Origin of the sequence: Exiguobacterium sp. s75 (assembly GCF_018617145.1) — a bacterium.
In the GTDB taxonomy this organism is placed as follows: Bacteria; Bacillota; Bacilli; order Exiguobacteriales; family Exiguobacteriaceae; genus Exiguobacterium; species Exiguobacterium profundum.
In genome coordinates, this window is the sequence record NZ_JACSJQ010000001.1 from 426,471 (window position 1) to 450,866 (window position 24,396).

Annotated in this window: 21 protein-coding genes; 20 read left to right on the forward strand and 1 reads right to left on the reverse strand. The window is 51.2% G+C overall.

Annotated features, from left to right (window positions below):
• Window positions 1-44 precede the first annotated feature (44 nt).
• From lspA to KNO68_RS02245, 14 genes are all read left to right on the forward strand, one after another.
• A complete protein-coding gene (lspA, locus tag KNO68_RS02180) occupies window positions 45-518 on the forward strand; it encodes a signal peptidase II (protein WP_214757134.1) in 474 nt (157 codons plus the stop codon).
• Entirely contained in the window at window positions 518-1,429 is a 912-nt protein-coding gene (locus KNO68_RS02185; RefSeq protein ID WP_215111995.1) for an RluA family pseudouridine synthase, read from the forward strand. Before lspA ends, KNO68_RS02185 begins: the two co-directional genes overlap by 1 nt.
• 154 nt (window positions 1,430-1,583) lie before the next feature.
• A complete protein-coding gene (pyrR, locus tag KNO68_RS02190) occupies window positions 1,584-2,162 on the forward strand; it encodes a bifunctional pyr operon transcriptional regulator/uracil phosphoribosyltransferase PyrR (RefSeq protein ID WP_251024823.1) in 579 nt (192 codons plus the stop codon).
• 48 nt (window positions 2,163-2,210) lie between these two features.
• Window positions 2,211-3,515 (forward strand): uracil-xanthine permease family protein, encoded by a 1,305-nt coding sequence (locus KNO68_RS02195; RefSeq protein ID WP_015881324.1) that lies wholly within the window; start codon window positions 2,211-2,213, stop codon window positions 3,513-3,515.
• A 129-nt stretch (window positions 3,516-3,644) separates the two neighbouring features.
• Window positions 3,645-4,559: an aspartate carbamoyltransferase catalytic subunit gene (locus KNO68_RS02200; protein ID WP_082132012.1), complete on the forward strand. Its 915-nt coding sequence runs from the start codon at window positions 3,645-3,647 to the stop codon at window positions 4,557-4,559.
• Complete coding sequence (locus KNO68_RS02205; RefSeq protein ID WP_215111996.1) at window positions 4,556-5,836, forward strand: dihydroorotase; 1,281 nt, start codon at window positions 4,556-4,558, stop codon at window positions 5,834-5,836. The genes KNO68_RS02200 and KNO68_RS02205 overlap by 4 nt, the downstream gene beginning before the upstream one ends.
• Complete coding sequence (locus KNO68_RS02210) at window positions 5,814-6,896, forward strand: carbamoyl phosphate synthase small subunit (protein WP_214813452.1); 1,083 nt, start codon at window positions 5,814-5,816, stop codon at window positions 6,894-6,896. Before KNO68_RS02205 ends, KNO68_RS02210 begins: the two co-directional genes overlap by 23 nt.
• Window position 6,897: 1 nt before the next feature.
• Window positions 6,898-10,101: a carbamoyl-phosphate synthase large subunit gene (carB, locus tag KNO68_RS02215; RefSeq protein WP_078146662.1), complete on the forward strand. Its 3,204-nt coding sequence runs from the start codon at window positions 6,898-6,900 to the stop codon at window positions 10,099-10,101.
• The gene (locus KNO68_RS02220) at window positions 10,098-10,817 is read left to right on the forward strand and encodes a dihydroorotate dehydrogenase electron transfer subunit (RefSeq protein WP_078146663.1); all 720 of its coding nucleotides are present in this window, start codon (window positions 10,098-10,100) and stop codon (window positions 10,815-10,817) included. The genes carB and KNO68_RS02220 overlap by 4 nt, the downstream gene beginning before the upstream one ends.
• On the forward strand, window positions 10,814-11,740 hold the full coding sequence (locus KNO68_RS02225) for a dihydroorotate dehydrogenase (protein WP_047795437.1): 927 nt from the start codon (window positions 10,814-10,816) through the stop codon (window positions 11,738-11,740). The genes KNO68_RS02220 and KNO68_RS02225 overlap by 4 nt, the downstream gene beginning before the upstream one ends.
• Window positions 11,715-12,419: an orotidine-5'-phosphate decarboxylase gene (gene pyrF, locus KNO68_RS02230; RefSeq protein ID WP_078146665.1), complete on the forward strand. Its 705-nt coding sequence runs from the start codon at window positions 11,715-11,717 to the stop codon at window positions 12,417-12,419. Before KNO68_RS02225 ends, pyrF begins: the two co-directional genes overlap by 26 nt.
• The gene (pyrE, locus tag KNO68_RS02235; RefSeq protein WP_078146666.1) at window positions 12,403-13,029 is read left to right on the forward strand and encodes an orotate phosphoribosyltransferase; all 627 of its coding nucleotides are present in this window, start codon (window positions 12,403-12,405) and stop codon (window positions 13,027-13,029) included. Before pyrF ends, pyrE begins: the two co-directional genes overlap by 17 nt.
• Before the next feature lie 89 nt (window positions 13,030-13,118).
• Window positions 13,119-13,949, forward strand: coding sequence for a hypothetical protein (locus KNO68_RS02240; protein WP_015881333.1), 831 nt, complete (start codon window positions 13,119-13,121; stop codon window positions 13,947-13,949).
• Window positions 13,946-14,884, forward strand: coding sequence for an FUSC family protein (locus KNO68_RS02245; RefSeq protein ID WP_078146667.1), 939 nt, complete (start codon window positions 13,946-13,948; stop codon window positions 14,882-14,884). The genes KNO68_RS02240 and KNO68_RS02245 overlap by 4 nt, the downstream gene beginning before the upstream one ends.
• A gap of 531 nt (window positions 14,885-15,415) precedes the next feature.
• On the opposite strand, the gene KNO68_RS02250 is transcribed toward KNO68_RS02245, so the two are convergent.
• The gene (locus KNO68_RS02250; protein ID WP_168169841.1) at window positions 15,416-17,107 is read right to left on the reverse strand and encodes an Rqc2 family fibronectin-binding protein; all 1,692 of its coding nucleotides are present in this window, start codon (window positions 17,105-17,107) and stop codon (window positions 15,416-15,418) included.
• A 131-nt stretch (window positions 17,108-17,238) separates the two neighbouring features.
• Between KNO68_RS02250 and gmk the strand changes: the two genes are divergently transcribed.
• From gmk to rsmB, 6 genes are read left to right on the forward strand one after another with little or no spacing between them, the layout of a single operon-like run.
• Window positions 17,239-17,886 carry a guanylate kinase gene (gene gmk, locus KNO68_RS02255; protein WP_031421596.1) on the forward strand — a complete coding sequence of 216 codons (648 nt, stop codon included), beginning with the start codon at window positions 17,239-17,241 and terminating at the stop codon, window positions 17,884-17,886.
• Window positions 17,886-18,095, forward strand: a complete 210-nt coding sequence (gene rpoZ, locus KNO68_RS02260; RefSeq protein WP_015881337.1) for a DNA-directed RNA polymerase subunit omega — start codon at window positions 17,886-17,888, stop codon at window positions 18,093-18,095. The genes gmk and rpoZ overlap by 1 nt, the downstream gene beginning before the upstream one ends.
• A gap of 58 nt (window positions 18,096-18,153) precedes the next feature.
• A complete protein-coding gene (coaBC, locus tag KNO68_RS02265; RefSeq protein WP_214733689.1) occupies window positions 18,154-19,344 on the forward strand; it encodes a bifunctional phosphopantothenoylcysteine decarboxylase/phosphopantothenate--cysteine ligase CoaBC in 1,191 nt (396 codons plus the stop codon).
• Window positions 19,341-21,665, forward strand: a complete 2,325-nt coding sequence (gene priA, locus KNO68_RS02270; RefSeq protein ID WP_078146670.1) for a primosomal protein N' — start codon at window positions 19,341-19,343, stop codon at window positions 21,663-21,665. Before coaBC ends, priA begins: the two co-directional genes overlap by 4 nt.
• Before the next feature lie 11 nt (window positions 21,666-21,676).
• A complete protein-coding gene (fmt, locus tag KNO68_RS02275; protein WP_215111998.1) occupies window positions 21,677-23,077 on the forward strand; it encodes a methionyl-tRNA formyltransferase in 1,401 nt (466 codons plus the stop codon).
• Window positions 23,064-24,395 carry a 16S rRNA (cytosine(967)-C(5))-methyltransferase RsmB gene (rsmB, locus tag KNO68_RS02280; protein WP_215111999.1) on the forward strand — a complete coding sequence of 444 codons (1,332 nt, stop codon included), beginning with the start codon at window positions 23,064-23,066 and terminating at the stop codon, window positions 24,393-24,395. Before fmt ends, rsmB begins: the two co-directional genes overlap by 14 nt.
• Window position 24,396 lies beyond the last annotated feature (1 nt).

The following is a 24,396-nucleotide window of genomic DNA, read 5'->3' on the forward strand; positions in this document are numbered from 1 at the left end:
GGCGTCCCCACTCCGGTTTCTTAACGGCTTGAAAGGAGACGCATATGAAACGATATTATGGATTGGCGCTCATCTTGATTTTGATCGATCAACTCACAAAATGGGTGGTCATTCAAACGATGACAATTGGTCAATCAATTGAAGTCATCCCGAACTTGTTATACTGGACGTCCTACCGCAATAAAGGAGCGGCTTGGGGGATGTTAGAAGGACAGATGGCGTTCTTCTTTATCATCACCATACTTGTCGTTGCCGGACTCGTTTACTTCTTGCACAAAGAGGTGAACGGCTATCAGCTCATCGGATATAGTGTCGGATTCCTGTTGGCCGGTGCCATCGGTAACTTTATTGATCGCTTGTTCCGTGGCGAAGTCGTCGACTTTGTCGATACGTATCCGTTCGGATACAACTTCCCGATTTTTAACGTGGCTGATATGGCACTCACGTTTGGTGTCATCTTGATGGTCATCGGGATTTTATTTGAAGAAAAATTACACAAAGAAAGGGGACAATCGTAATGGAATCGTATACTTTTGTCGCCGATGAAAAGGCAAGGATTGATAAGTGGGTCAGTGACCGTGGTGAATGGTCACGCTCTCAAGTACAGGAATGGATCAAGACGGGAGCCCTCCTCGTCAACGGTAGTGCAGTGAAAGCGAACTACAAGCTTCAAGTGGGGGATGAAGTGGAAGTGAACGTGCCGGAAGCGGTCGAACTCGAAGTATTGCCTGAAGACATCCCGCTCGAGATCGTCTTTGAAGACGAGGACGTCATCGTCGTCAACAAGGCACGCGGGATGGTCGTTCACCCTGCAACTGGACACACGTCAGGGACGCTCGTCAATGCGCTACTTTATCATTGTGATGACCTCTCGGGTATCAACGGTGTCAAACGTCCAGGAATCGTCCATCGGATTGATAAGGACACGACGGGTCTTCTCATGGTCGCCAAAAATGACTTGGCCCATGAATCGCTGGCGAGCCAGTTGAAGGACAAGACCATCAAACGCGAGTATATCGCGCTCGTCCATGGCGAACTCGTCCACGAACTTGGAACGATTGAAGCACCGATTGGTCGCGATACGAATGATCGTCAGCGAATGACTGTGACGGACCGGAACGCAAAAGAAGCCGTGACGCACTTCCGTTTACTCGAACGTTATAAAGACTTCACGCTCGTGGAGTGTAAATTAGAGACTGGACGCACGCATCAGATTCGCGTTCATATGCGTTATATCGGTCATCCGCTCGCCGGTGACCCGAAATATGGTCCACGCCGCACGATTGATTTGGGCGGTCAAGCGCTCCATGCGGCAACACTCGGATTCCACCATCCACGTACGAAAGAATGGATGGAGTTTGAGGCACCATTACCAGAAGACTTCAAGGCGGAACTCGCAAAATTGGATAAAATCGAGAAAACTCGTTGACTTCTGTCACATTCCGATTTATAGTCTAGGAAGCATAACACCTTTAAACCCAGTCCAGAGAGGCTGTGAAAGGATTGTGACCGCGGTCACATGTACGTCAATTCAACCCCGGCAGTCGTATGCCGTTTTTGATGAAGACTCCCTTTCCAGCCGGATGAGGGAGTCTTCTTTTTTACTGAAGTTTGGAAGGAGGAATCACGTGAAACAATCAGTCATTTTAGATGAGTCAGCCATCCGTCGTGCCTTGACCCGAATCGCACACGAGATTATCGAGCGAAACAAAGGAATCGATGACGTCGTCCTCGTCGGAATCAAGACGAGAGGCGAGACGCTCGCTGACCGACTCGCTCGCCGAATCGAGGAGATTGAAGGCAAGCCGGTCGCACTCGGCAATCTCGATATCACGCTTTACCGGGATGACTTATCGAAGAAGTCGTTAGACCCTGAAGTCAAAGCGACAGAGCTACCCCATGATATCAATGGAAAGACGGTCGTCCTCGTCGACGACGTCCTCTATACCGGTCGAACAGTTCGTGCCGCAATGGACGCGCTTGTCGACCATGGTCGTCCGGATTATATCCAACTCGCTGTCTTGATTGACCGAGGCCATCGGGAACTTCCGATTCGACCAGATTTTATCGGAAAGAACGTTCCGACGTCCAAGTCCGAGCAAGTCGTTGTCCGACTCAGTGAAGTCGACACGGCGGATGAAGTCACGATCCATCAGCAATAAACGCATACCTTTAAGGTGGTCCAGAGAGGCCAGGAAGGAGAATTCAATATGAAACAACCTGTTCTACACATCCACGAGCGTCCAGCTCACTTTCCACAATGGCTATTATTCAGCCTTCAACACGTCTTCGCCATGTTCGGAGCGACGATTTTAGTCCCGATTTTGACAGGATTAAATACATCGGTCGCCCTCGTCGCTTCCGGCGTGGCCACGCTCTCATTCTTAGCGATTACACGCTTCAAAGTCCCAACATACTTAGGTTCAAGTTTTGCCTACATCGCCCCAATCATAGCGGTCAGCCAGCAATGGGGTGTCGAAGCCGCACTCTTCGGCGGAATCGTCGCCGGGTCTGTATACGGGGTCGTTTCCTTGATCATCTATAAGACGGGCGTCAACTGGTTGCTCCGATTGCTCCCACCGGTCGTCGTCGGACCGGTCATCATGGTCATCGGACTCTCGCTTGCACCGGTCGCCATCGACATGTCGATGAATCAAGATGGTGCCTATAACGGAACGTTCATGACGATTGCCCTGCTTACACTTGGAATCACGATGCTCGCCATGACGAAGCTGAAAGGTGTCTGGGGTGCCGTCCCGATCCTCTTTGGAATCGTTGGAGGATACGCAGTCGCAGCCGCATTCGGCATCATCGATTACTCACCGATTCAACAAGCCAGCCTGTTCCAACTTCCTGACTTCACGATGGTGTTCGTCGACTACATGCCGATGTGGCAAGTCGGGGCCCTTCTCGCCATCGTTCCGGTCGCGCTCGTCACAATGACGGAGCACATCGGAGATCAGATGGTCACGTCGAAAATCATCGGACGAGAGACGATGAAAGACCCAGGTCTCCATCGCACGCTACTCGGAGACGGAGTAGGAAAAGCCGTTGCCTCTGCACTCGGTGGACCACCATGTACGACTTACGGTGAGAACAACGGCGTCATGGCCATCACACGAGTCTACAGTGTCTACGTCATCGCCGGCGCAGCACTCATGGCCATCAGCTTCGGATTCCTCGGTCACATTGAAGCGTTCATCTCGACCATCCCGAACCCGGTCAAAGGTGGAATCTCGATCCTCTTGTTCGGTGTCATCGCGTCGAACGGATTACGGACGATGGTGGAGAGCAAAGTCGACTTGGCAGAAAAGCGCAACTTGATCATCTCATCGGTCATCCTCGTCATCGGACTCGGTGGTGCGATGGTTCAAATCGGGAGCTTCCCGGTACAAGGCATGGCGCTTGCGACGGTCGTCGGTATTTTGTTAAACGCCATCTTACCGCATGAAGAAGACGATACAGCAGTCGAAGTCAACACAACTGAAGAAACGAAACAAGCAAGTAACTTTTAATTCGATCCCGTGAGGTCGGCAAAGTGAAGGCTCGTTTATTTGGGTGTACCCTGCCCAGATAAAGGCGTCCCTTCACATCGGTGAAGAGGCGCCTTTTCTCTTTGCCTCTAATAAAAGGAGGAGACGAACATGAATACGATGCAAACAAACGTGAAACCGGTCAAACACTTCGTCAGTTTGGACACACTTTCCCTTGAGGAGATCATGGGCATGATTGAAGAATCATTGCGCTACAAGCAAGGTGACCTCCCCCCACTATTTGATGGAAAAACGGTCGCAAACCTGTTCTTTGAAAACTCGACGCGTACGAAAAATTCGTTTCAAATGGCCGAGCGCCACTTGAACATGCAAGAGATTCCGTTCGATGTGACGACGTCATCGGTCACGAAAGGGGAGACGCTCTACGATACGTGTAAAACGCTCGAAGCCATCGGCGTGGACGCGCTCGTCATTCGACATCCGGAAGCGGGCTATTATCACGAACTTGTGGAGAAGTTGAATATCCCGGTGTTGAACGGAGGGGACGGGAGCGGGGAACATCCATCCCAATCATTGCTCGATCTCGTCACCATCTTTGAAGAGTTCGGAACGTTCCAAGGATTGAACGTCGCCATCTGTGGTGACCTCGTCCATAGTCGGGTCGCCCGCTCGAACGCAAGCGTCTTGAAGCGCCTCGGAGCAAACGTGGTCGGTTGTAGTCCTGCCTCTTGGTGGGATGACTCGATGGGGCTAGAGCGAAAAGAACTCGATGACATCCTAGGCGAATGTGACGTCATCATGTTGCTCCGTGTACAACACGAGCGCCATATCATGGGAGACGTCTTCTCGAAAGAAGCGTATCACACACAGTTCGGTTTGACGGTCGAACGCGTCGAGCGAATGAAAGCAGGCGCCATCATCATGCACCCGGCTCCGGTCAATCGGGATGTAGAGATTGCTGGAAGTCTGATCGAACATGAACGGTCACGCATCTTCCCACAAATGAAGAATGGGGTGTACGCCCGGATGAGCATCTTAAATCGAGCATTAGGAGGACAACAATGATACTTCAAAACGCGACATGGTATGACAAGGGAACGAAACGCACGACAAACATTCACGTGAAAGACGGAAAGATAAAATCACTCGACTATAAAGGGAAGACCACGGGACAAGAAATGCTCGATGCGACAGGTTATCTGCTCGCACCAGGACTCGTCGATGTCCACGTCCACTTGCGTGAACCAGGTGGCGAGGCGAAAGAGACGATTCGAACGGGAACGATGGCTGCCGCGGCGGGCGGGTTCACGACCATCTGCTCGATGCCGAACACGAGACCGGTTCCAGACGATCGCGAAACAATGGACGTCCTCCTTCAAAAAATCGAACAAGATGCGGTCGTACGTGTGTTACCTTACGCCGCTATCACGAAACGACAGCTCGGTGAAGAACAGGTCGACATGGAATCGCTCGCAGATGCCTTCGCCTTTACGGATGACGGTGTTGGTGTCCAATCGGCGGCGATGATGCGACAAGCCATGCGTGAAGCGAAACGATTGAACAAAGCAGTCGTCGCCCACTGTGAGGACAATACGTTGAAGGCCGGATCGGTCCACGAGGGCAAATTCAGTGAGGCGCATGGCATTCAAGGAATTCCGAGCCTTGCAGAGAGCATCCATATCGCTCGCGACGTTTTGATTGCTGAAGAGACAGGGTGTCATTATCATGTCTGTCACGTCTCATCCCGCCAATCGGTTCGTGTCATTCGGGATGCGAAACGAGCCGGAATCCACGTGACCGCAGAAGTGACGCCGCATCATCTCGTCTTGAGTGAGGATGATATTCCAGGACTCGATGCAAACTTCAAGATGAATCCACCGCTACGAAGCGAGGATGATCGACAGGCCCTCCTTGAGGGATTGTTTGACGGAACGATTGACATGATCGCAACGGATCATGCCCCCCATACAGTAGAAGAAAAGGCACAAGGGATAGAGCGGGCTCCGTTTGGGATTACCGGTTTCGAGACGGCCCTTCCACTTCTCTACACGACATTCGTGAAGACGGGCATCATGGAAGAGCGTCAGTTGCTCGACTGGATGACGAAACGTCCGAGCGACGTATTCGGTTTATCAAGAGGGGAACTGAAAGTTGGGGCGGATGCGGACCTGATTCTCATCGATACGGAAACGTCTCGGACGGTCGATCCTACGACATTTTATTCAAAAGGAAAGAATACACCGTTCGCAGGGGAAAAGCTTGTCGGATGGCCGGTCATGACGATGGTCGGTGGCGAAATTGTATATAAGGGGCGATTTGATGAAACGAACATTATGGCTTGAAGATGGAATGAAATTTGTCGGTAAAGGATTCGGGGCACCGGCTGATACGATGGGGGAAGTCGTCTTCCAGACAGGGATGACAGGATACCAAGAAATCTTATCGGATCCATCATACTGCGACCAAATGATTGTATTGACGAACCCATTGATCGGGAACTATGGCGTCAATCGTGAGGATTTTGAAACGACAATTCCGATGGCAAAAGCGTTGATTGTAAAAGAAGTATGCGATACGCCTTCGAACTTCCGTTCAACGGCGACACTCGATGCGACACTCACCCGCTTCGGCATTCCGGGGCTCTCGGATATCGATACACGGATGTTGACACGTCATTTACGAGCGAAAGGGGTCATGCGCGGTGTCCTCATCGATGGAGAGTTGACGTGGGACGAGGTACGGATCCGCTTTGATGAAGAATCGCCGAACGATCAAGTCGCACGCGTATCGACGAAGCGGACTTATGTGAGTACGGGAACCGGCCCTCGCATCGCTTTGATCGACTTCGGGGCGAAACTTGGAATCATGCGCGAGTTGATGAAACGAGATTGTGAGGTCGTCGTCTTTCCGCACGATGTGACGGCAGAGGACGTATTACGGTATGAGCCGGACGGTATCATGTTGTCAAATGGACCAGGAGATCCGAAAGACGTTCCGACCGCACTGCCGCTCATCGAGCAACTGATGCCGACGACACCGATGTTCGGAATTTGTCTCGGTCACCAGCTGATTGCTCTCGCAAACGGTGCAAACACCTTCAAGCTTCCGTTCGGACATCGTGGCGCGAATCATCCGGTGCTCGAGCTTGAGACTGGTGCCGTGACCATCACTTCTCAAAACCATGGATATGCGGTTGAGGAAACGTCACTGCTCGATACACCGCTCATCGTCACACACCGTGCGGTCAATGACGGAACGATCGAAGGGGTAAGACATCTCCATCACCCGACCTTCTCGGTACAGTATCATCCGGAGGCAGCACCAGGACCGTTCGACGCCAACGACTTATTTGACCGATTCATGCAACTCGTACAAGAAAACAAACAGAAAGTGGGAATTTGACATGCCAAAACGACCAGATATTCAGAAAATCCTCGTAATCGGATCAGGACCGATTGTAATCGGACAAGCAGCGGAGTTTGATTATGCTGGTACACAGGCATGTCTTGCCTTGAAAGAAGAAGGCTACGAAGTCATCCTCGTCAACTCGAATCCGGCTACCATCATGACGGATCCGACGACGGCGGACCGTGTCTATATCGAACCGCTCGAACCAGAATTCGTCGAGCGAATCATCCGGCAGGAACGTCCGGATGCACTCCTTGCCACGCTTGGCGGGCAGACAGGTTTGAACTTGGCTTTTGAACTCGACAAGCGGGGCGTCTTGCGAGATTGTGGCGTGGAGCTACTCGGGACGAAACTGTCTGCAATCGTTCAAGCGGAAGACCGGGAACAGTTCCGTAACTTGATGTTCGAACTTGGTCACGGCGTACCTGAAAGTGAGATCGTCCATACGCTCGAGTCTGCTTGGGGATTTGCGGAACGGATCGGGTACCCGATCATCATCCGACCTGCGTACACGCTCGGGGGAACCGGTGGCGGGATTGCCCATGACCGGGAGTCGTTCGAGCAAATCGTTGAATCTGGATTAAAGGCGAGTCCTGTGACGCAAGTCTTGTTGGAAAAATCGATTGCCGGGATGAAAGAAGTCGAGTTCGAGGTCATGCGTGACTCGAGTGACCAAGCCATCATCGTCTGTGCGATGGAAAACTTTGATCCGGTCGGAGTCCACACCGGTGACTCCATCGTATTCGCCCCTACGCAGACGCTGTCAGATCGGGATTATCAGATGCTTCGTAGCGTCTCTCTCGATATCATTCGGGCACTCGGGATCGAGGGTGGATGTAACATCCAATTCGCACTCGACCCAGACAGTTTCACGTACTACGTCATCGAAGTGAATCCACGTGTTTCACGGAGTTCAGCGCTCGCATCAAAAGCGACAGGCTATCCGATTGCCAAGCTGGCTGCGAAAGTCGCTGTCGGTTACAAGTTGTCAGAATTAAAAAACCCGGTCACCGAGACGAGCTACGCCTCGTTCGAACCGGCGCTCGATTACGTCGTCGCCAAAATCCCACGCTTCGCCTTCGATAAGTTTGAGTCCGCGGATCGCCGCTTAGGCACACAAATGAAGGCGACGGGTGAGGTCATGGCCATCGGTCGGAATTTAGAAGAGGCTTTGCTAAAAGCCGTTCGCTCGCTCGAGCTGGGGATGGAAGAACTTCACCTTCCACAACTTTCTGCATTAGACACAGAACAGCTCGAGCATGGACTCATTCATCCGACAGACGAGCGTCTGTTCATCGTCTATGAGGCCCTTCGTCGCGGATACTCGGTAGAAACGCTACACCAACTGACAAAAATCGATCGATTCTACTTACAGAAATTAAACCGGATCTGGCAAGCTGAGCAACAACTGATTAAGGAACCGTTGACATCAGAACGTCTGCTGGATGTGAAACGTCTAGGGTTCAGTGATGTGGCAATCGCGCGTATGCTGTCGATGGATACGGAAGCGGTTCGTACGAAACGGAAAGAATGGAACATTCGTCCCGTCTATAAGATGGTCGATACGTGCGCAGCCGAGTTCGCATCGGAGACACCGTACTTCTACGGGACGTATGAAGTGGAGAACGAAGCGGTGAAGACAGACCGGGAGTCCATCCTCGTCCTCGGATCAGGTCCGATTCGAATCGGACAAGGTGTCGAGTTCGACTATGCGACCGTCCACTCGATCGATACGATTCGCGATGCAGGATACGAAGCCATCATCATCAACAACAACCCGGAAACGGTCTCGACGGACTTCTCCATCTCCGATCGGTTGTACTTCGAGCCGTTGACAACAGAAGACGTGTTGGAGGTCATCGAGAACGAGAACCCGCTAGGTGTCATCGTCCAATTCGGTGGACAGACTGCCATCAACTTGGCGGCATCGCTAGAAGCGAACGGCGTGAAAATTCTTGGGACGACCCTCGAAGATATCGACCGTGCCGAAGACCGGAAGGCGTTCGAAGCCACATTGTCAGCGGAACGATTGGCTCAACCACCAGGAAAGACGGCGACAAATGTGGAAGAGGCCGTCGCTTGTGCGAACGAACTCGGCTATCCGGTACTCGTCCGACCATCGTACGTGCTCGGGGGACGAGCGATGGAAATCGTATATGAACAGTCTGAGCTTGAGCGGTACATGCGACATGCGGTCATCGCCTCAAAAGATCGACCGGTTCTCATCGATCGCTATTTAACGGGGATTGAGATTGAAGTCGATGCCATCTGTGACGGGACGGACGTCTATATCCCGGGGATCATGGAGCATATCGAACGTGCCGGCGTACATTCGGGTGATTCGATTGCCGTCTATCCGCCGCAACGACTCAGTGAAGAACTGAAACAAAAAGTCGTCGATTATACGATTAAGTTGGCGAAAGCGTTCCGCATCAAAGGTCTGCTCAACATCCAGTTCGTCTATGCGGATGACTTGTATGTCATCGAGGTGAACCCACGTGCGAGCCGGACGGTCCCATTCATCTCGAAAGTGACGGGGTTACCGGTCGCACGAATTGCTACGCAAACGATTCTTGGGACGAGTTTGAAAGAACTCGGTCTTGGGACAGGCATTCATCCTGAGTCGGACAGTATCTCGGTCAAAGTACCGGTCTTCTCGTTCGCGAAATTGAAAGAAGTAGACCCATCGCTCGGACCTGAGATGAAGTCGACAGGGGAGGTCATGGCGACAGATCGCACGCTCGAAAAAGCGCTCTATAAAGGGCTCGTCGCAGCAGGGATGAACATCGCCTTGAAAGGGAACGTGCTCATGACGATTGCCGACCATGACAAGGATGAGGCCATCGCCTTGGCGAAACGTTTCGACCGCCTCGGTTTCCGACTCATGGCAACGAGTGGGACGGCTGATTGTCTCGAAGCGGAACAGATGCGTGTTCGTCGAGTCGGGAAAATTCAAGAAGACGGTGAGACGATGCTCAGTGTGATCGAGCGAGGAGACGTCGACTTGATCATCAATACAACGAGTCGCGATGCACTCGTCACGAAAGACGGGTTCTTGATTCGAAGAACGGCCGCCGAGCAGGGCACGCTTTGCCTTACCTCGCTCGATACAGTCGAAGCGTTGTTACAAGTCATTGAAAGCCTGTCGTTCCAAACGGTCAGCATCCCGGCATTCACAACGTTCGGGGTGATGGTATGAGACATGACGTGACGATTGTCAGCAATCGACAAATCGCCAAAGCGACGATGGAAATGAAAGTCCGTTGCCCTGGGGTGGAGATCGCCCCTGGGACGTTCTTTCACATCAAGACGTCCGGTCTGTTACGTCGACCGTTATCGGTGGCGAACGTCGAGGGGGACGAAATTACCTTCTTATACAAAGTGATTGGGGAAGGGACAACTGAGCTTTCGGGGAAACGCGTCGGGGACACACTAGACGTCCTTGGTCCGCTCGGGAACGGTTTTCCCCTAGCGCAACATGGAAAGCGAGTCGTCCTGGTCGGAGGTGGGATTGGGGTCCCACCGCTTTACTACGTCAGACGCCGACTCCATGAGATGGGGATTGAAACGATTGCAATTCTCGGGTTTGATTCAAAAGAAAGCGTCTTTTATGAAGAAGCCTTTCGTGAACTTGGTGAGACGATCATCACGACAGTAGACGGTACTCACGGGGAGCTTGGCTTCGTCACTGGCCCCCTCGCACGCATCGAGGCGGATGTGTTGTTCAGCTGTGGTCCGGAAGCGATGTTAAAGGCAGTTGCCACTTCGCCCATTCCTGAACGATATCTCTCAATCGAGAATCGGATGGGTTGTGGCATCGGTGCTTGTTTTGCCTGTGTCTGTCAAGCACCGGGGGGCTATGTGAAAGTCTGTAGTGACGGTCCGGTATTCAATGCGGAAGAGGTGCTGTTATGAGATTGAATGTCGAGTTACCAGGTCTTCGTTTAAAAAACCCAATTATTCCGGCTTCCGGATGTTTCGGATTTGGAGAGGAATTCGCGAAACTGTATGACCTCTCCATCTTAGGAGGCATCATGATCAAAGCAGCGACGGAGGAATCGAGATTCGGAAATCCGACCCCACGTGTCGCCGAGACGGCACAGGGCATGCTCAACGCGATCGGACTTCAAAATCCAGGTGTCGATGCGATCATCGAAGAAAAATTACCATTCCTCTCAACGTTCGATACGGAGATCATCGCCAACGTTGCCGGTTCGACGCCAGATGAATACGTGGAAGTCGCCCGTCGAATCAGCGCCGACCCGACGATTAAAGCCATCGAATTGAACATCTCATGCCCGAACGTGAAATGTGGGGGCATGCAGTTCGGGACGGACCCGGTAATGGCCGCAGAACTCACGCGACTCGTCAAAGCGGCTTCGAGTAAGCCGGTCTATGTCAAACTGTCTCCGAACGTCACGTCGATCACGGACATGGCGCGAGCTGTCGAGGCGGCCGGCGCGGACGGCTTGACGATGATCAACACACTCGTTGGGATGCGAATCGATATCGAGACAGGACGACCGATTTTAGCGAACCGAATCGGTGGGTTATCCGGTCCGGCCATCAAACCGGTGGCGGTCCGGATGGTATATGAAGTCGCGCAAGCGGTCAACATACCGATCATCGCCATGGGCGGGGTTCGGACGGTAGACGATGTGCTTGAGTTCATTTACGCCGGGGCGTCTGCCGTTGCCGTCGGGACGGCGAACTTTGAAAATCCATACGTCTGTCAGGAAATCATTGAAGCGTTACCGGCACGACTTGATTCACTCGGAATCGAACATATTTTGGATGTGAGGGGGAAGGCCTATGCGCAACTTGTATCTCGCCCTTGACGTTGAAACGCGGGACGAAGCGTTTCATTTGTTAAAACGATTTTCAAACCGACCGGCTGTCAAAGTCGGGATGGAACTCTTTTATCGGGAAGGCGCATGCTTTGTCGAAGAATTGGTCGACGAGGGTTATCCGGTCTTTCTAGATGTGAAAGTACACGATATCCCGGAGACGGCACGCCGTACGATGCGACAAATCGGAAAGCTCGGGGTGGCTGTGACGAATGTCCACACATTAGGCGGCGAAAAGATGATGCGCTATGCGTTAGACGGGTTACGTCAGGCAAACGATACGACTCGATTGATCGGGGTCACACAGTTGACGTCGACAGATGAACGAATGATGCAGACAGAGCTCGGGATTGCCGGACGACTCGATCAAGCCGTTCTCAGACAAGCGACACTCGCGAAACAGGCGGGACTTGACGGAGTGGTCGCATCCGTCCAGGAAGCGAAAGCGATTCATCAGAAACTCGGGGACACGTTCATGACGGTCACACCGGGCATCCGACTCGGTGCAACCGAGGATGATCAAGTCCGTATCGCGACGCCGCATGAAGCGAGACTGGCGGGTGTTCACTCAATCGTCGTCGGTCGACCGATTACACGTGCGACTGATCCGATGGCCATGTACGATCAATTTATGAAGGAATGGGGACAAATGAATGAAACAAATCGCTGAGGCACTTTTACAGATTGAAGCCGTCACACTATCACCGACTGAGCCGTATACATGGTCGAGCGGATTGAAGAGTCCGATCTACTGCGACAATCGACTTACACTCAGTTTTCCGAATGTGCGTCAAGTCATCGTCGATGGATTGGTGAAGTCAGTGAATCCGACTGAAGTCGATGTGATTGCAGGGACGGCCACGGCAGGTATCCCTCACGGGGCGTTGCTCGCTGACCGACTCGGTCTCCCGTTCATTTATGTCCGGTCGAGTGCAAAAGGGCATGGGAAAGGTAATCAAATTGAAGGAAGACTCGAGGCAGGCGCTCGAGTACTCGTCATCGAGGATTTATTGTCGACAGGGATGTCGAGTATCGATGCGGCGAAGGCGATTCGTCAGGCGGGTGGTGACGTCATTGGGATTCAAGCCATCTTCTCGTACGGATTACCGGTTCTTCAGAAGAATCTAGCCGATGCAGATCTGACGGCAACATCGTTGACGACGTTCTCAGAATTGATTGAAGTGGCAGAGAGTACGGGCGTTCTAAACCGTTCGGAGCTCGATTCGCTTCGCGACTGGCAAGAAGATCCTCGTGCCTGGAGCGACCTCGTCACCTCTTAAGAATCCACCTTCGGGCGGATTCTTTTTCGATTCGGCATATGTCATACTTCATGGTAAAATAACGGAAGTGATTCGAAAAGGAGAGGCATATGGCGTATTCAAGAAGCAAAGAGAAGACATGGAACGCACGATTTCGTGCAATTCCAAAACATCGTAAAATCGCCTTCGGTCTCGTCTTGACCATCATCCCAGCGCTCTTTTTTGTGAATTTATTTGTATTCAGTCATCTATTAGCGCTAGGAGACCAGTATGAAGACCGATATCAAATGAAGAAATTGCGACTCGAAACAGACCATGGGAACGTGGAATTTGTTCGTAGTCCAAATGAAAAGGTACAGATTGAAGTGATGCAGACCAATTCGAAAGAACGGCGCATCAAAGTCAAATCAGTCGGGGACACGATCTACGTCGTCGAGCGATATGGCTGGTTCAGCTATTTCGGAAGTCGGGCGAGCGATGAACCGTCGCGCTATAAGATTAAAGTCGCTTTGCCGAGCTCGATGACATCGGTTCATCTAGGAGCGGAGCAGGTGACAGGACAAGGATTGAATGCGAAGACGATTGTCATGGATGTGAATGCCGTCAATTTGAAACAGATTGATAGTGATCGACTGCGGATTGAATCGAAAAGCGATACGACTATCGAATCGGCACGACTTGTGACCGGTGACATTCGGTCCTATCGTCATGCGACTGTCAGTGATGTCGTCGTCAATCAAGCGATGACCATCCAGACGGAAGCCGGGACGCTCAGTTACGCGCCGAAACATGCGACAGGACAAGTGAACGTGACGACGACTGGAAAAGTCTCGAGTAGCGACCGTTACGAAGAAGTCGAACCCGGTGTGTATCAATTGTCGACATCGAATCGACCGGTGGTGGAACTGATTTCTGAGACAGGGAAGGTCGAACTGAAATGAATGGAAAACGATACATCCCGAAAGTCGGGTTACGTACGTTAAAAACCGGAATCGCCGTCGCCATCACCGTCGCCATCTCGTGGTATATCTTCGGGATCTATTCAGGGATGGGGGCCATCGCAGCAGTCGTGGCGATGCAACCGACCGTCAAGCGGTCATCTAAAATCGTGTTCAGTCGTATATTCGGAACGGTCGTCGGTCTTATGTGTGGACTTTTCATCGTCTATTTGTTCGGTGTCAATCCGCTCTCGATCGGATTAGCCGTCATCGTTTCGCTCACACTCAACACGACGTTCGATAAGACCCATATGTCGACGTATGCAGCGTTTGCCATCGTCATGATGCTCGAAAGTCCTACATCGGACTTCTTCCATTATGCGTGGACCCGTTCGTTATTGACAGCGGTCGGTGTGTTCGTTTCACTCGGTGTCAATTACGCATTCATGCCACCCCGTTATGAGGACCGATTGTTGAACGAGGTACGTAAGACTTCTTCTTATCTGTTCCATCATTGGCGAGAGCTCGTCGGTTCCCCGACAGAACTGCTCGAGACGCGAGCCCGCATCCTTGGCCATCAAGAGCTTCATATGATGCTCCAAGAGGATATGAAAGTGACGAACGTCAAATTGAAGCATATGACAATCAAACAGTACCGATTGTTGATTCACCTTGAAGACAAGCTGGTCTTGTTGCTAGAGAGTCTCGCCGAGCATCGAGAAGCTTTCCTTTTGATGAGTGAGGAAGAGCGACAGGCGTTTGAGTCTGAGTTCTTATACTTACTGGCACACCATCACGACATTCTCTATACATGTGACAAGCCCTATTCACTCTTCAAACTTCCACATGAAGATTTATCCGTTTCAGAAATTTTATACGGGCATTTGCTCGACTATCATGAACAGCTCGAGGCGTTCAAGCATGATCCGAAAACGTGAACCCTCTACACGTAGAAGACCCGCCATGATCATGACGGGTCCAGCTTGTTGACAAATAACATGTTCGAACTCGTCCTTCCGGCGCCCGTTTGTCTTCTTCCAAGGCCTCGACGACCGAAGAAAAGCTCGATACTTACTTCGAATCGATGTATCAGGGGAAAGGGAAGGTAAACGCCGAGCCCGCCCGTCATCAATCCCGCGATCATCCGCCTCGGCCCGCCGTTCAACATCCGTTCCGTTCGTCAGACCGTGAAGGATGGATTGTGTCGACTTGTTGATCATCAGATCCACCCCTGTGTGTTCTTCTCACACCATTATATGGGATGAAGGACAAAAGGTGACCAAGAACGGGCAGGCGAGACTCCTGAGGGAATAGCAAGCAAAGGGAGACCCAGCAGTGACGCAGTCGCGATGCGGCTCCCTGCTTGCCCCTAGGAAAGCGAGCCGTGTCCGGGTTGGGCATATAAAAGACATTAGACCTATACTTTGTCTATAGTCTGGACCCGCCATCACGATGGCGGGTCTTCATGTTCACGATTGTTTCAATGACTTCATCAATTGCTCATCCGGAGTCACGTAGACGGTCTGTTGATCCGTGTAGATGACGAACCCGGGTTTCGCACCGCTCGGTTTTTTCACGAAGCGGGCGCGTGTGTAATCGACAGGCACGCCACTCGATGCGCGTGCCTTCGAGAAGTAGGCGGCGACTGATGCGGCTTCAAGTAATGTCGTTTCATCCGGTTCGGTCGAACGAATGATGACGTGAGACCCTGGGATGTCTTTAACATGAAGCCAAATCTCGTCACGGCGTGCGAATTTGAACGTCAGATGGTCGTTTTGCGTATTGTTCTTCCCGACAAAGAACTCTATTCCGGTCGAGGACGTATACGCTTCAAGCGAAATCTTCGGATTCGCTTTTTTCTTTTGTCGTTTTTGACGGATGTAGCCTTCTTCTGCGAGTTCTTCGCGAATCTCAAGAAGGTCGGACGGTGACGCGACGTCAAGTTGGGCGATAAGCGTCTCTAAATATTCGATTTCTGCATCGTTCAGCTCAATCTGTTTCTTCACTTCCACTTTTGCGACTTTTAATTTGTTGTATTTCTTATAATATTGCTGCGCATTCTCATTCGGTGTTTTGAGTGGATCGAGTGGAATGGAGAGGATTGCACCGTTTTCGTCATAATAATCGACGACTTCGGCGACGCGCATCCCTTTCTCGAGTTGGAATAAATACGTCGTCAACAACTCGCCGTATTTTTGTAACTCATCTGCCCGTTCTGTCGCTTTCAAATCATCCAAAAGGCGGCGGCGTTTTAATTGATTCTTTTCGAGTTCTGATTTCAAGAGCCGTTCCACATCGTGTGCTTGTTGTCTCACACGGTCACGGTTCGCTTTTTCATAGTAGAAACGGTCGAGCACTTCTTTACTCGATTCATACGTTTCCTCGGATTCGATGTCCCCGGCTGTCAACGCGATCGGAGCGAACCGTTCTTTGCCGTTCGCAAGTTGTTGGAAAACGTAGGGTCCATCGAGTTGACGAAGAACGTTCTCAAACGCTTGTTGTAAGGAGTCGCGATTCGGCGTTTTTGCGAGATGAACAACTTCCTGTGCGATTTGCGGACTGACGCCGGCGAACGTGGCGACAATCTGTTTATCAAGCTTGCCGGCGTTCCAATCGATTCGTTTCAATCCTTCTGTCATCTCCGTCAATGGGTCGAACTTGTGTTGTTCCGGCGGAAGGAGATAGTCACTACCCGGCATGATGGTCCGATACGTGTTTTGGGAAGGCGGGAGATGCTTGATGGCATCTAATATTTTGCCTTCTTCTGTCGTCAAGACGACGTTCGAGTGGCGTCCCATCAATTCGATGTATACTTTCTTCAATTCTTCATCGCCGAGCTCGTTACGAGAGCGGACCGAAATGACGATGACACGGTCTCGTCCGATTTGTTCGACCGCCGTGATGAATCCACCTTCTACATGTTTGCGGAGCATCATGCAAAACATCGGCGGTTCTTGTGGGTTTTTAATCGGTGTATCCGTCAACTGAAGACGGGCATACATCGCGTTTGCTGATATCAAGAGTTGCGCGTTCTGACGATTCGAGCGAATTTGAAGCATCAAATCGAGCGAATACGGTTGATGTACCTTGTTGATTCGCCCTCCGACGAGCGATTGTAATTCTTGTACGACACGATATGTCATTAATCCATCATAAGCCAATGATCTCATCACCTTTGTTCATTTTCTGTCTCTACGTTATCAGAAAAACAGAAAATATGGTACGATGGAGTAGGAAATCCGAACTTCTTCTTGCCGGGACAATTGATTGACTGCTATTATAATTAAATGTGATGTTAGAAGATGGAGGGCTTGCAGTGAATTTTAAAGAACGAGGATTATTAATCGTTTTGTCTGGACCGAGCGGTGTCGGAAAAGGGACCGTTTGCCGTGCTCTTCGCGAGGAAGAGGACAACAACCTTCAATATTCGGTGTCGGCGACGACCCGAAAACCACGTGAAGGGGAAGTTGAAGGGGTGCATTACTTCTTCAAATCGAGAGAAGAGTTCGAACGGATGATCGAACAAAAAGAACTGCTTGAACATGCCGAATTTGTCGGTAACTATTACGGGACGCCTGTAGAGTGGGTGCGTGAAACGCTCGAAAGCGGCCAAGATGTCATTCTTGAAATTGAGGTGCAAGGGGCGTTCCAAGTGAAGGAACTTCTCCCAGAAGCCGTCTTTTTATTCTTGGCACCACCAAGCCTTCAAGAACTTCGCAATCGTCTCATCGGACGAGGCACGGAGTCAGAAGAAGTCATTAAGCAACGCCTGCTCGTCGCGCGTGAAGAAATCGAGTTGATGGACGCCTACGACTATGTCGTCACGAACGACGAGGTCGACAAAGCCATCGATCGAATTAAAGCGATCGTGACAGCCGAGCATTGTAAACGTGAACGTGTTGCGTCACTCTATAAAAAAGCCATGATGGAGGTCATTTAATGTTATACCCTTCGATTGATGCCTTACAACGTACTATCCCGTCAAAATACACGATCGTTACGGTCGCTGCAAAACGGGCGCGTCAGATTCAAGATGGAAAAGCACCGAAAGTCGCCGAGCCAAAATCATATAAGCCGGTCGGTCAAGCGTTAGAAGAACTATTTTCGGGTGATACGACAATCATCGTGAACGAAAAAAACAACGGATGAAGTGTGACCCAAGTCGTTTGCGACTTGGGTCTCATTGTCTATAAGGGGGAGTTTGGGAATGGTGAAGGATCGTACTATTTTGTTATGTGTGAGTGGTGGCATCGCCGCCTATAAGGCGTGTGCGCTCACATCGAAATTGGTTCAAGCCGGAGCGAATGTTCGCGTCGCGATGACGAAGTCGGCAGAACAATTCGTGGGTCAGGCGACCTTCCAGGCGCTCAGTCGCAACCCGGTCTATACGGACGTGTTCGAAGAGCATGACCCGACAAAGATTGCACATATCGATGTCGTCGACTCGAGCGATTTGATTGTCGTGGCCCCGGCGACGGCAAATACGATTGCAAAATTGGCGAACGGGATTGCGGATGACTTTATTACGACGTCCATTTTGGCTGCGAAGTGCCCGGTCATCATCTCACCAGCGATGAATGTGAACATGCTCGAACATCCTGCCACACAGCGCAACATCGAGACGCTAAAATCATACGGCTATCAGTTGATTGAACCCGGTGTCGGCAACTTGGCTTGCGGATGGATTGGCGGGGGACGTCTGCCTGAACCGGAAGACTTGGTTCGCATCATCGAAAGCCAATTCGTTCCGAAACTATATCTTGGAAAAGATGTCTTGATCACGGCTGGCCCGACTGTCGAACGCATCGATCCCGTCCGTTACTTATCCAATGATTCGTCTGGAAAAATGGGCGTCGCACTCGCTGAGGTGGCTCGAGACATGGGCGCCCGTGTCACGCTCGTCCATGGCCCGCTTCAAGTTCCTGTCCCAGATGGCGTGACAGCGGTTCCCGTCAAGTCAAGTGAGGAGATGCTGCGCGAAGTGACGAGCCGCTTTGAGGCTTCAGACCTTGTCGTGAAATCGGCGGCAGTTGCGGATTATCGTCCGAAAACGGTGCATTCGGAAAAACATAAAAAAGTTCACGGTCCACTCATGATCGAACTTGAAGAAACGACAGACATTTTAAAATCACTCGGTGAGAAGAAGACTCATCAAGTGTTGGTCGGATTTGCTGCTGAGACGGAACGACTCGAGGAGCATGCGGCAGCTAAGCTGAAGCGGAAAAACGTCGATTACCTCGTGGCGAACGATGTGTCTGGCAGTGACGTTGGATTCGGGGCGGACGACAATGAGGTCGTCTTGTTCCATGCAGACGGGACGACACATCGACTTCCGAAACAGTCGAAGAAACAGTTAGCGTTCGAGTTGCTCACACACTTTAAGGAAGCGGTCCGATGATTGCACATGTACATGTCGATGCACCGGTGATCACGATTGATCGTCCGTTTGATTACGAAGTACCTGAACAATTTGAGGCTTTGATTGAACCGGGCATGCGCGTCTCTGTCCCATTCGGGTCCCGTCGTCTGCTCGGGATTGTCGTCGGTACGTCAGATGGGACGAGAGATGGATTAAAACCGTTAGAAGCGCTGTTAGATGAGGAATCTTCACTCACCGATGAACTGCTCGCTTTATCCATTCATGTGAAAGAGACGACACTTTGCTTTCGTTCATCCGCCCTGCTCGCGATGCTTCCGGCCGCGCTCAAGGTGAGTTATGACAAAGAAATCAAAGAAGGGTATGTGCCTGATGGGGTCCGCCTCGGAACGCATTTATCGGAGTATCCAAAAGAAGTCCAATCGGTCATTCTTGGACTCGCTAAAAAAGGGGAGCTGATCTTAGCGCCCGTCTTAAAAGAAAAGAAGACTGTTAAGACCGACGTCGTCGTCGAGCTCCTCGATGCAACGGTCGTGCCAAAACGTGCGAAAAAGCAACTTGAAGCGGTCAACCTACTAAAGGAGACCCCACGCATGTATTGGTCGGCACTACGTCAAATTGGTCTGACTCGTCCACAACTGCAAAAACTTGCCGACCTCGGAGCGGTTCGATTGACCGAGGTCGAGTTGAACCGTGACCCGTACGCGACGATCGAGCAAGTCGAGGAATCGGTTCAATTGAACGACAGTCAGGCAAGTGCCGTCTTGGCCATACAGGAGGCTGAAGCAGGTGAGACGTTACTCGTCCACGGTGTGACGGGGAGTGGGAAGACCGAAGTCTATTTAGAATCAATCGGACAAGTCATCGATGAAGGCAAGCAGGCCATCTTACTCGTTCCTGAAATCAGTTTGACCCCGATGATGGTCAAACGCTTCAAGCGTCGTTTCGGCGATCGGGTCGCCGTGTTGCACAGTGCTCTGTCTAAAGGTGAGAAGTACGACGAGTGGCGTAAGATTAAACGGAATGAAGTCGACGTCGTCGTCGGTGCCCGTTCTGCCATCTTTGCCCCGCTCGACCGACTCGGTCTGATCATCTTAGATGAAGAGCACGAGACGACGTACAAGCAAGAAGAGAACCCGCGCTATCATGCGCGCGATGTTGCCATCTGGCGGGCTCGTTATCACGGTTGTCCTGTCGTGTTAGGCAGTGCGACCCCGTCACTTGAATCGTATGCCCGGGCACAAAAAGGCGTCTATCGCTATTTGCATTTGAAAGAACGGTATGGCGGTGAGATGCCACCGGTCCACATCATTGACATGCGCCGAGAGTTGGCGAAGGGCAATACGACGATGTTCTCGGAAGAATTGTTCCAAGGGATTCTCGACCGGATCGAGAAAAAAGAGCAGTGCGTCATTTTATTGAACCGTCGTGGATTCACGACGTTCGTCATGTGCCGGGACTGCGGGGAAGGCATGACATGTCCGCATTGTGCCGTCAATTTGACATATCATCAATATGGAGATCGGTTGAAGTGTCACTACTGCGGTTACGAGGTCGGTATGCCTTCGACGTGTCCATCCTGCAATAGTAAGAAAATCAAACAGTTCGGGTCGGGCACACAAAAAATCGAGACGGAACTGTTGAACCGGATTCCAGAAGCGCGCATCATCCGAATGGACCAGGATACGACGTCTCGAAAAGGTTCACATGAGCAGTTGTTGCGTCGTTTCGAAGAAGGGGAGGCCGACATCTTACTTGGCACGCAGATGATTGCCAAGGGGCTCGACTTCCCAAACGTCACCCTCGTCGGGGTACTCGCGGCGGATGCGACACTCGGGATGCCTGACTTTCGGGCGACCGAACGCACCTTCCAACTTGTCACGCAAGTGGCAGGAAGAGCCGGGCGCGGAAAACTTCCGGGTGAGGCGTTCGTCCAAACGTATAACCCGGACCATTATGTGATCGAGACTGCGAGTGAACATGATTATGAGACATTTTTCGCCAAAGAGATGGGACTCAGACAAGTCGGAAATCATCCTCCTTACTGGTTTTTAACGCTCGTCACGTTTTCGGCGGAAAATCCCCTTGTCGCCAAGGCCGAGGCAGAATTGTTCGCATCAGACTTTTTACAAGCGCACGTGGAGAATAGTCGCTTGAATGGACCGATGCCGGCACCGTTATCGAAATTGAAGAACGCCTATCGTTATCAAGTATTCATTAAAACGAAACAACCCGATACGCTTTACGCCGAGCTGGCACGATTACAGCAAGCGAGAGCCAAAGCAATCAGCAAGAAAGAATATCAAATGAGTATCGATGTGAACCCATACGTATTCATGTGAGGTGGAGAGACATGTATAAAGTAGTAGAAGTACCTAATGACATTTTGCGCGTAACGTGCGAACCGGTGACAAAGTTTGATAAAAAATTGCGTCAGACTGTCGACCGATTGTTTGATACGATGTATGAGTATGACGGAGTTGGTGTCGCGGCACCGCAAGTCAATTTGAACCAGCGGCTCGCGGTCGTCCATACCGATGATGAGACGGGACCGCTCGTCTTGATCAACCCGGAAATCATTGAAACATCCGGTCGAGAAGTTGGACTAGAGGGATGTTTGAGCATCCCAGGCGAATTCGGATTCGTGGAACGACATGAGTCGATCGTCGTCAAGAATCAAGATTTGAAAGGGCGTACACATACGATTCAAGCGAGTGGCTTTTTCGCTCGTGCGATTCAACATGAGATGGATCATTTGGATGGCGTCTTGTTCACAGACAAGCTCGCCGTCCCGAACCCTGGAAAAGACAAACGCATCGTCTTCATGGGGACGCCGACGTTCGCCGTATCGGTACTTGAGCGACTGCTTGAAGAAGGATACAATGTCGTAGGTGTCGTATCGCAACCGGATAAACCGGTCGGGCGAAAACGTGAACTTAAGCCGACTCCAGTAAAAGAGTGTGCGCTTCGTCACGGTATTCCCGTGTTGCAGCCTGAAAAAGTGCGCACAGACTATGCAGACATTTTAGAGCTGAAGCCTGATTTGATTGTGACGGCGGCGTACGGACAAATCGTGCCGACCGCCTTACTAGAAGCCCCGCCTCACGGAGCCATCAACGTACATGCCTCCCTCCTTCCGAAATATCGCGGAGGTGCCCCGATCCATCAAGCCATTCTTGATGGGGAGTCGGAGACAGGTGTGACGATCATGTACATGGTCGACAAGTTAGATGCAGGGGACATGATTGCCAATACCATCGTACCTATTGAAGAGACGGATACAGTCGGGTCTTTATTTGATAAACTGGCTGTAGCAGGAAGCGATCTTCTGATCCGTACGCTTCCGGCCTTCTTGGAAGGGTGGATTGAGGCGGTGCCTCAAGACGAGCGAGACGTGACGTTTGCTCCGAACATCAGCCGTGAGCGTGAACAGATTGATTGGACGAAGCATGGCGAGTCCATCTACAACCATATTCGAGGAATGAATCCATTCCCGACGGCCTATTCAACGCTTGAAGGCGAACGAGTGAAATTGTTCATGGGAGAAAAAACGACAGGAACGGGACAGTCGGGAGAAGTCATTCGTCTGGAAGAAGACGGATTTGTCGTGGCGACAGGGAACGACGTCGCAATCAAAGTGACCGATTTGCAACCCGCAGGTAAGAAACGGATGGATGGTGCAACTTTCATGCGTGGCGCCGGACAAAAGCTACGGATTGGCGACCGATTAGGAGGAACTCATGAACGTACGTGAAGCAGCGCTTGATACGCTGATGAAAATTGAACAAGGCGGCGCGTATTCGACGATTGCCGTCAATGATACATTGAAACAAAAAAAAGTTGCCCCAAAAGATGTCGGTCTCTATACCGAACTCGTATATGGGACGCTCAGTCGCAAAGGGACGCTCGATTATATTTTGAAAGACCGCATCCGTTCGCCGAAGAAGCTAGACAAGTTTGTCCTCCCGCTTCTTCGGATGAGCGTTTATCAACTCTTCTATCTTGATAAAGTACCCGACCGGGCCGTCCTACACGAGGCGGTCGAAATCGCGAAAAAACGAGGTCATCACCTCGGAACGAGCAAATTCGTAAACGGGGTGTTACGAAATGTGCTTCGGGAAGGGTTTCCGGACTTTAGTGGCTTGACCGATGCAGAACGAATCGCCATCGAGCACAGTCATCCGGAATGGCTCGTATCAGATTGGATTGAGTTATATGGTGTGGAAACGGCAGAAGCGATTTGCCGATTAAACAATGAACCTGCTCCTGTTACGATTCGGGTCAACCGAAAGCGCATTTCAGTGGATGAGATGATGAACCGGTTGGCTGATGCTGGCGTCATGACGTCACGTTCGGAACTGTCGGCAGATGGACTCGTCGTAGAGTCTGGGAATGTCCATGGGACCCCATTTATCGAGGAAGGTTTCCTATCGATTCAAGATGAAAGCTCCATGATTGTCGCGGATGCACTCGGTGTGTCGAAAGACGATGTCATCCTAGACGCATGTGCCGCACCAGGCGGCAAGGCGATGCATACGGCAGAGCGGATGCAAGGTGGGTCGCTCACCGCGCTTGACCTTCATCCGCACAAAGCAAAATTGATTGACCAACAAGCGAAACGTCTACACATCAATGGAGTGACCGCACTTGCCCTTGATGCTCGTTTAGCAGGTGAACGGTTTGAAGAAGAGAGTTTTGACCGGATTCTTTTAGATGTCCCTTGTTCGGGCCTTGGCGTCATTCGTCGAAAGCCGGATATTAAATGGACGAAGGACAAAGCTCAACTCGAAAACTTACCAAAGATACAAAGACAAATCATTGATGCCGTATTGCCACTGCTCAAACCAGGTGGTACGCTAGTTTACTCGACATGTACAATCGACCCGTCTGAAAATGAGACGCAGGCTGACTATATTCTGTCGAAAGGGTTGATGTGGGACGAAACGCTCAAAGGTCGTCTCCCACAATCTGTTCGTCCGATGATGGAATCGGACCGTGCTGAACTAAAATTATTACCGACGACATTCGGGACCGACGGCTTCTATATCGCCGCATTTAAGAAAGAGGTATAAA

Excerpts from the sequence above, each read along its gene's own strand:
- KNO68_RS02185 (WP_215111995.1), top strand. The coding sequence starts at position 518 with ATGGAATCGTATACTTTTGTCGCCGATGAAAAGGCAAGGATTGATAAG.
- KNO68_RS02220 (WP_078146663.1), top strand. The coding sequence starts at position 10,098 with ATGAGACATGACGTGACGATTGTCAGCAATCGACAAATCGCCAAAGCG.
- priA (WP_078146670.1), top strand. The coding sequence starts at position 19,341 with ATGATTGCACATGTACATGTCGATGCACCGGTGATCACGATTGATCGT.
- KNO68_RS02205 (WP_215111996.1), top strand. The coding sequence starts at position 4,556 with ATGATACTTCAAAACGCGACATGGTATGACAAGGGAACGAAACGCACG.
- gmk (WP_031421596.1), top strand. The coding sequence starts at position 17,239 with ATGTTAGAAGATGGAGGGCTTGCAGTGAATTTTAAAGAACGAGGATTA.
- KNO68_RS02195 (WP_015881324.1), top strand. The coding sequence starts at position 2,211 with ATGAAACAACCTGTTCTACACATCCACGAGCGTCCAGCTCACTTTCCA.
- KNO68_RS02225 (WP_047795437.1), top strand. The coding sequence starts at position 10,814 with ATGAGATTGAATGTCGAGTTACCAGGTCTTCGTTTAAAAAACCCAATT.
- pyrF (WP_078146665.1), top strand. The coding sequence starts at position 11,715 with ATGCGCAACTTGTATCTCGCCCTTGACGTTGAAACGCGGGACGAAGCG.
- lspA (WP_214757134.1), top strand. The coding sequence starts at position 45 with ATGAAACGATATTATGGATTGGCGCTCATCTTGATTTTGATCGATCAA.
- fmt (WP_215111998.1), top strand. The coding sequence starts at position 21,677 with ATGTATAAAGTAGTAGAAGTACCTAATGACATTTTGCGCGTAACGTGC.
- KNO68_RS02210 (WP_214813452.1), top strand. The coding sequence starts at position 5,814 with ATGAAACGAACATTATGGCTTGAAGATGGAATGAAATTTGTCGGTAAA.
- KNO68_RS02245 (WP_078146667.1), top strand. The coding sequence starts at position 13,946 with ATGAATGGAAAACGATACATCCCGAAAGTCGGGTTACGTACGTTAAAA.
- KNO68_RS02240 (WP_015881333.1), top strand. The coding sequence starts at position 13,119 with ATGGCGTATTCAAGAAGCAAAGAGAAGACATGGAACGCACGATTTCGT.
- KNO68_RS02200 (WP_082132012.1), top strand. The coding sequence starts at position 3,645 with ATGAATACGATGCAAACAAACGTGAAACCGGTCAAACACTTCGTCAGT.
- rpoZ (WP_015881337.1), top strand. The coding sequence starts at position 17,886 with ATGTTATACCCTTCGATTGATGCCTTACAACGTACTATCCCGTCAAAA.
- coaBC (WP_214733689.1), top strand. The coding sequence starts at position 18,154 with ATGGTGAAGGATCGTACTATTTTGTTATGTGTGAGTGGTGGCATCGCC.
- pyrR (WP_251024823.1), top strand. The coding sequence starts at position 1,584 with ATGAGGGAGTCTTCTTTTTTACTGAAGTTTGGAAGGAGGAATCACGTG.
- rsmB (WP_215111999.1), top strand. The coding sequence starts at position 23,064 with ATGAACGTACGTGAAGCAGCGCTTGATACGCTGATGAAAATTGAACAA.
- pyrE (WP_078146666.1), top strand. The coding sequence starts at position 12,403 with ATGAAACAAATCGCTGAGGCACTTTTACAGATTGAAGCCGTCACACTA.
- carB (WP_078146662.1), top strand. The coding sequence starts at position 6,898 with ATGCCAAAACGACCAGATATTCAGAAAATCCTCGTAATCGGATCAGGA.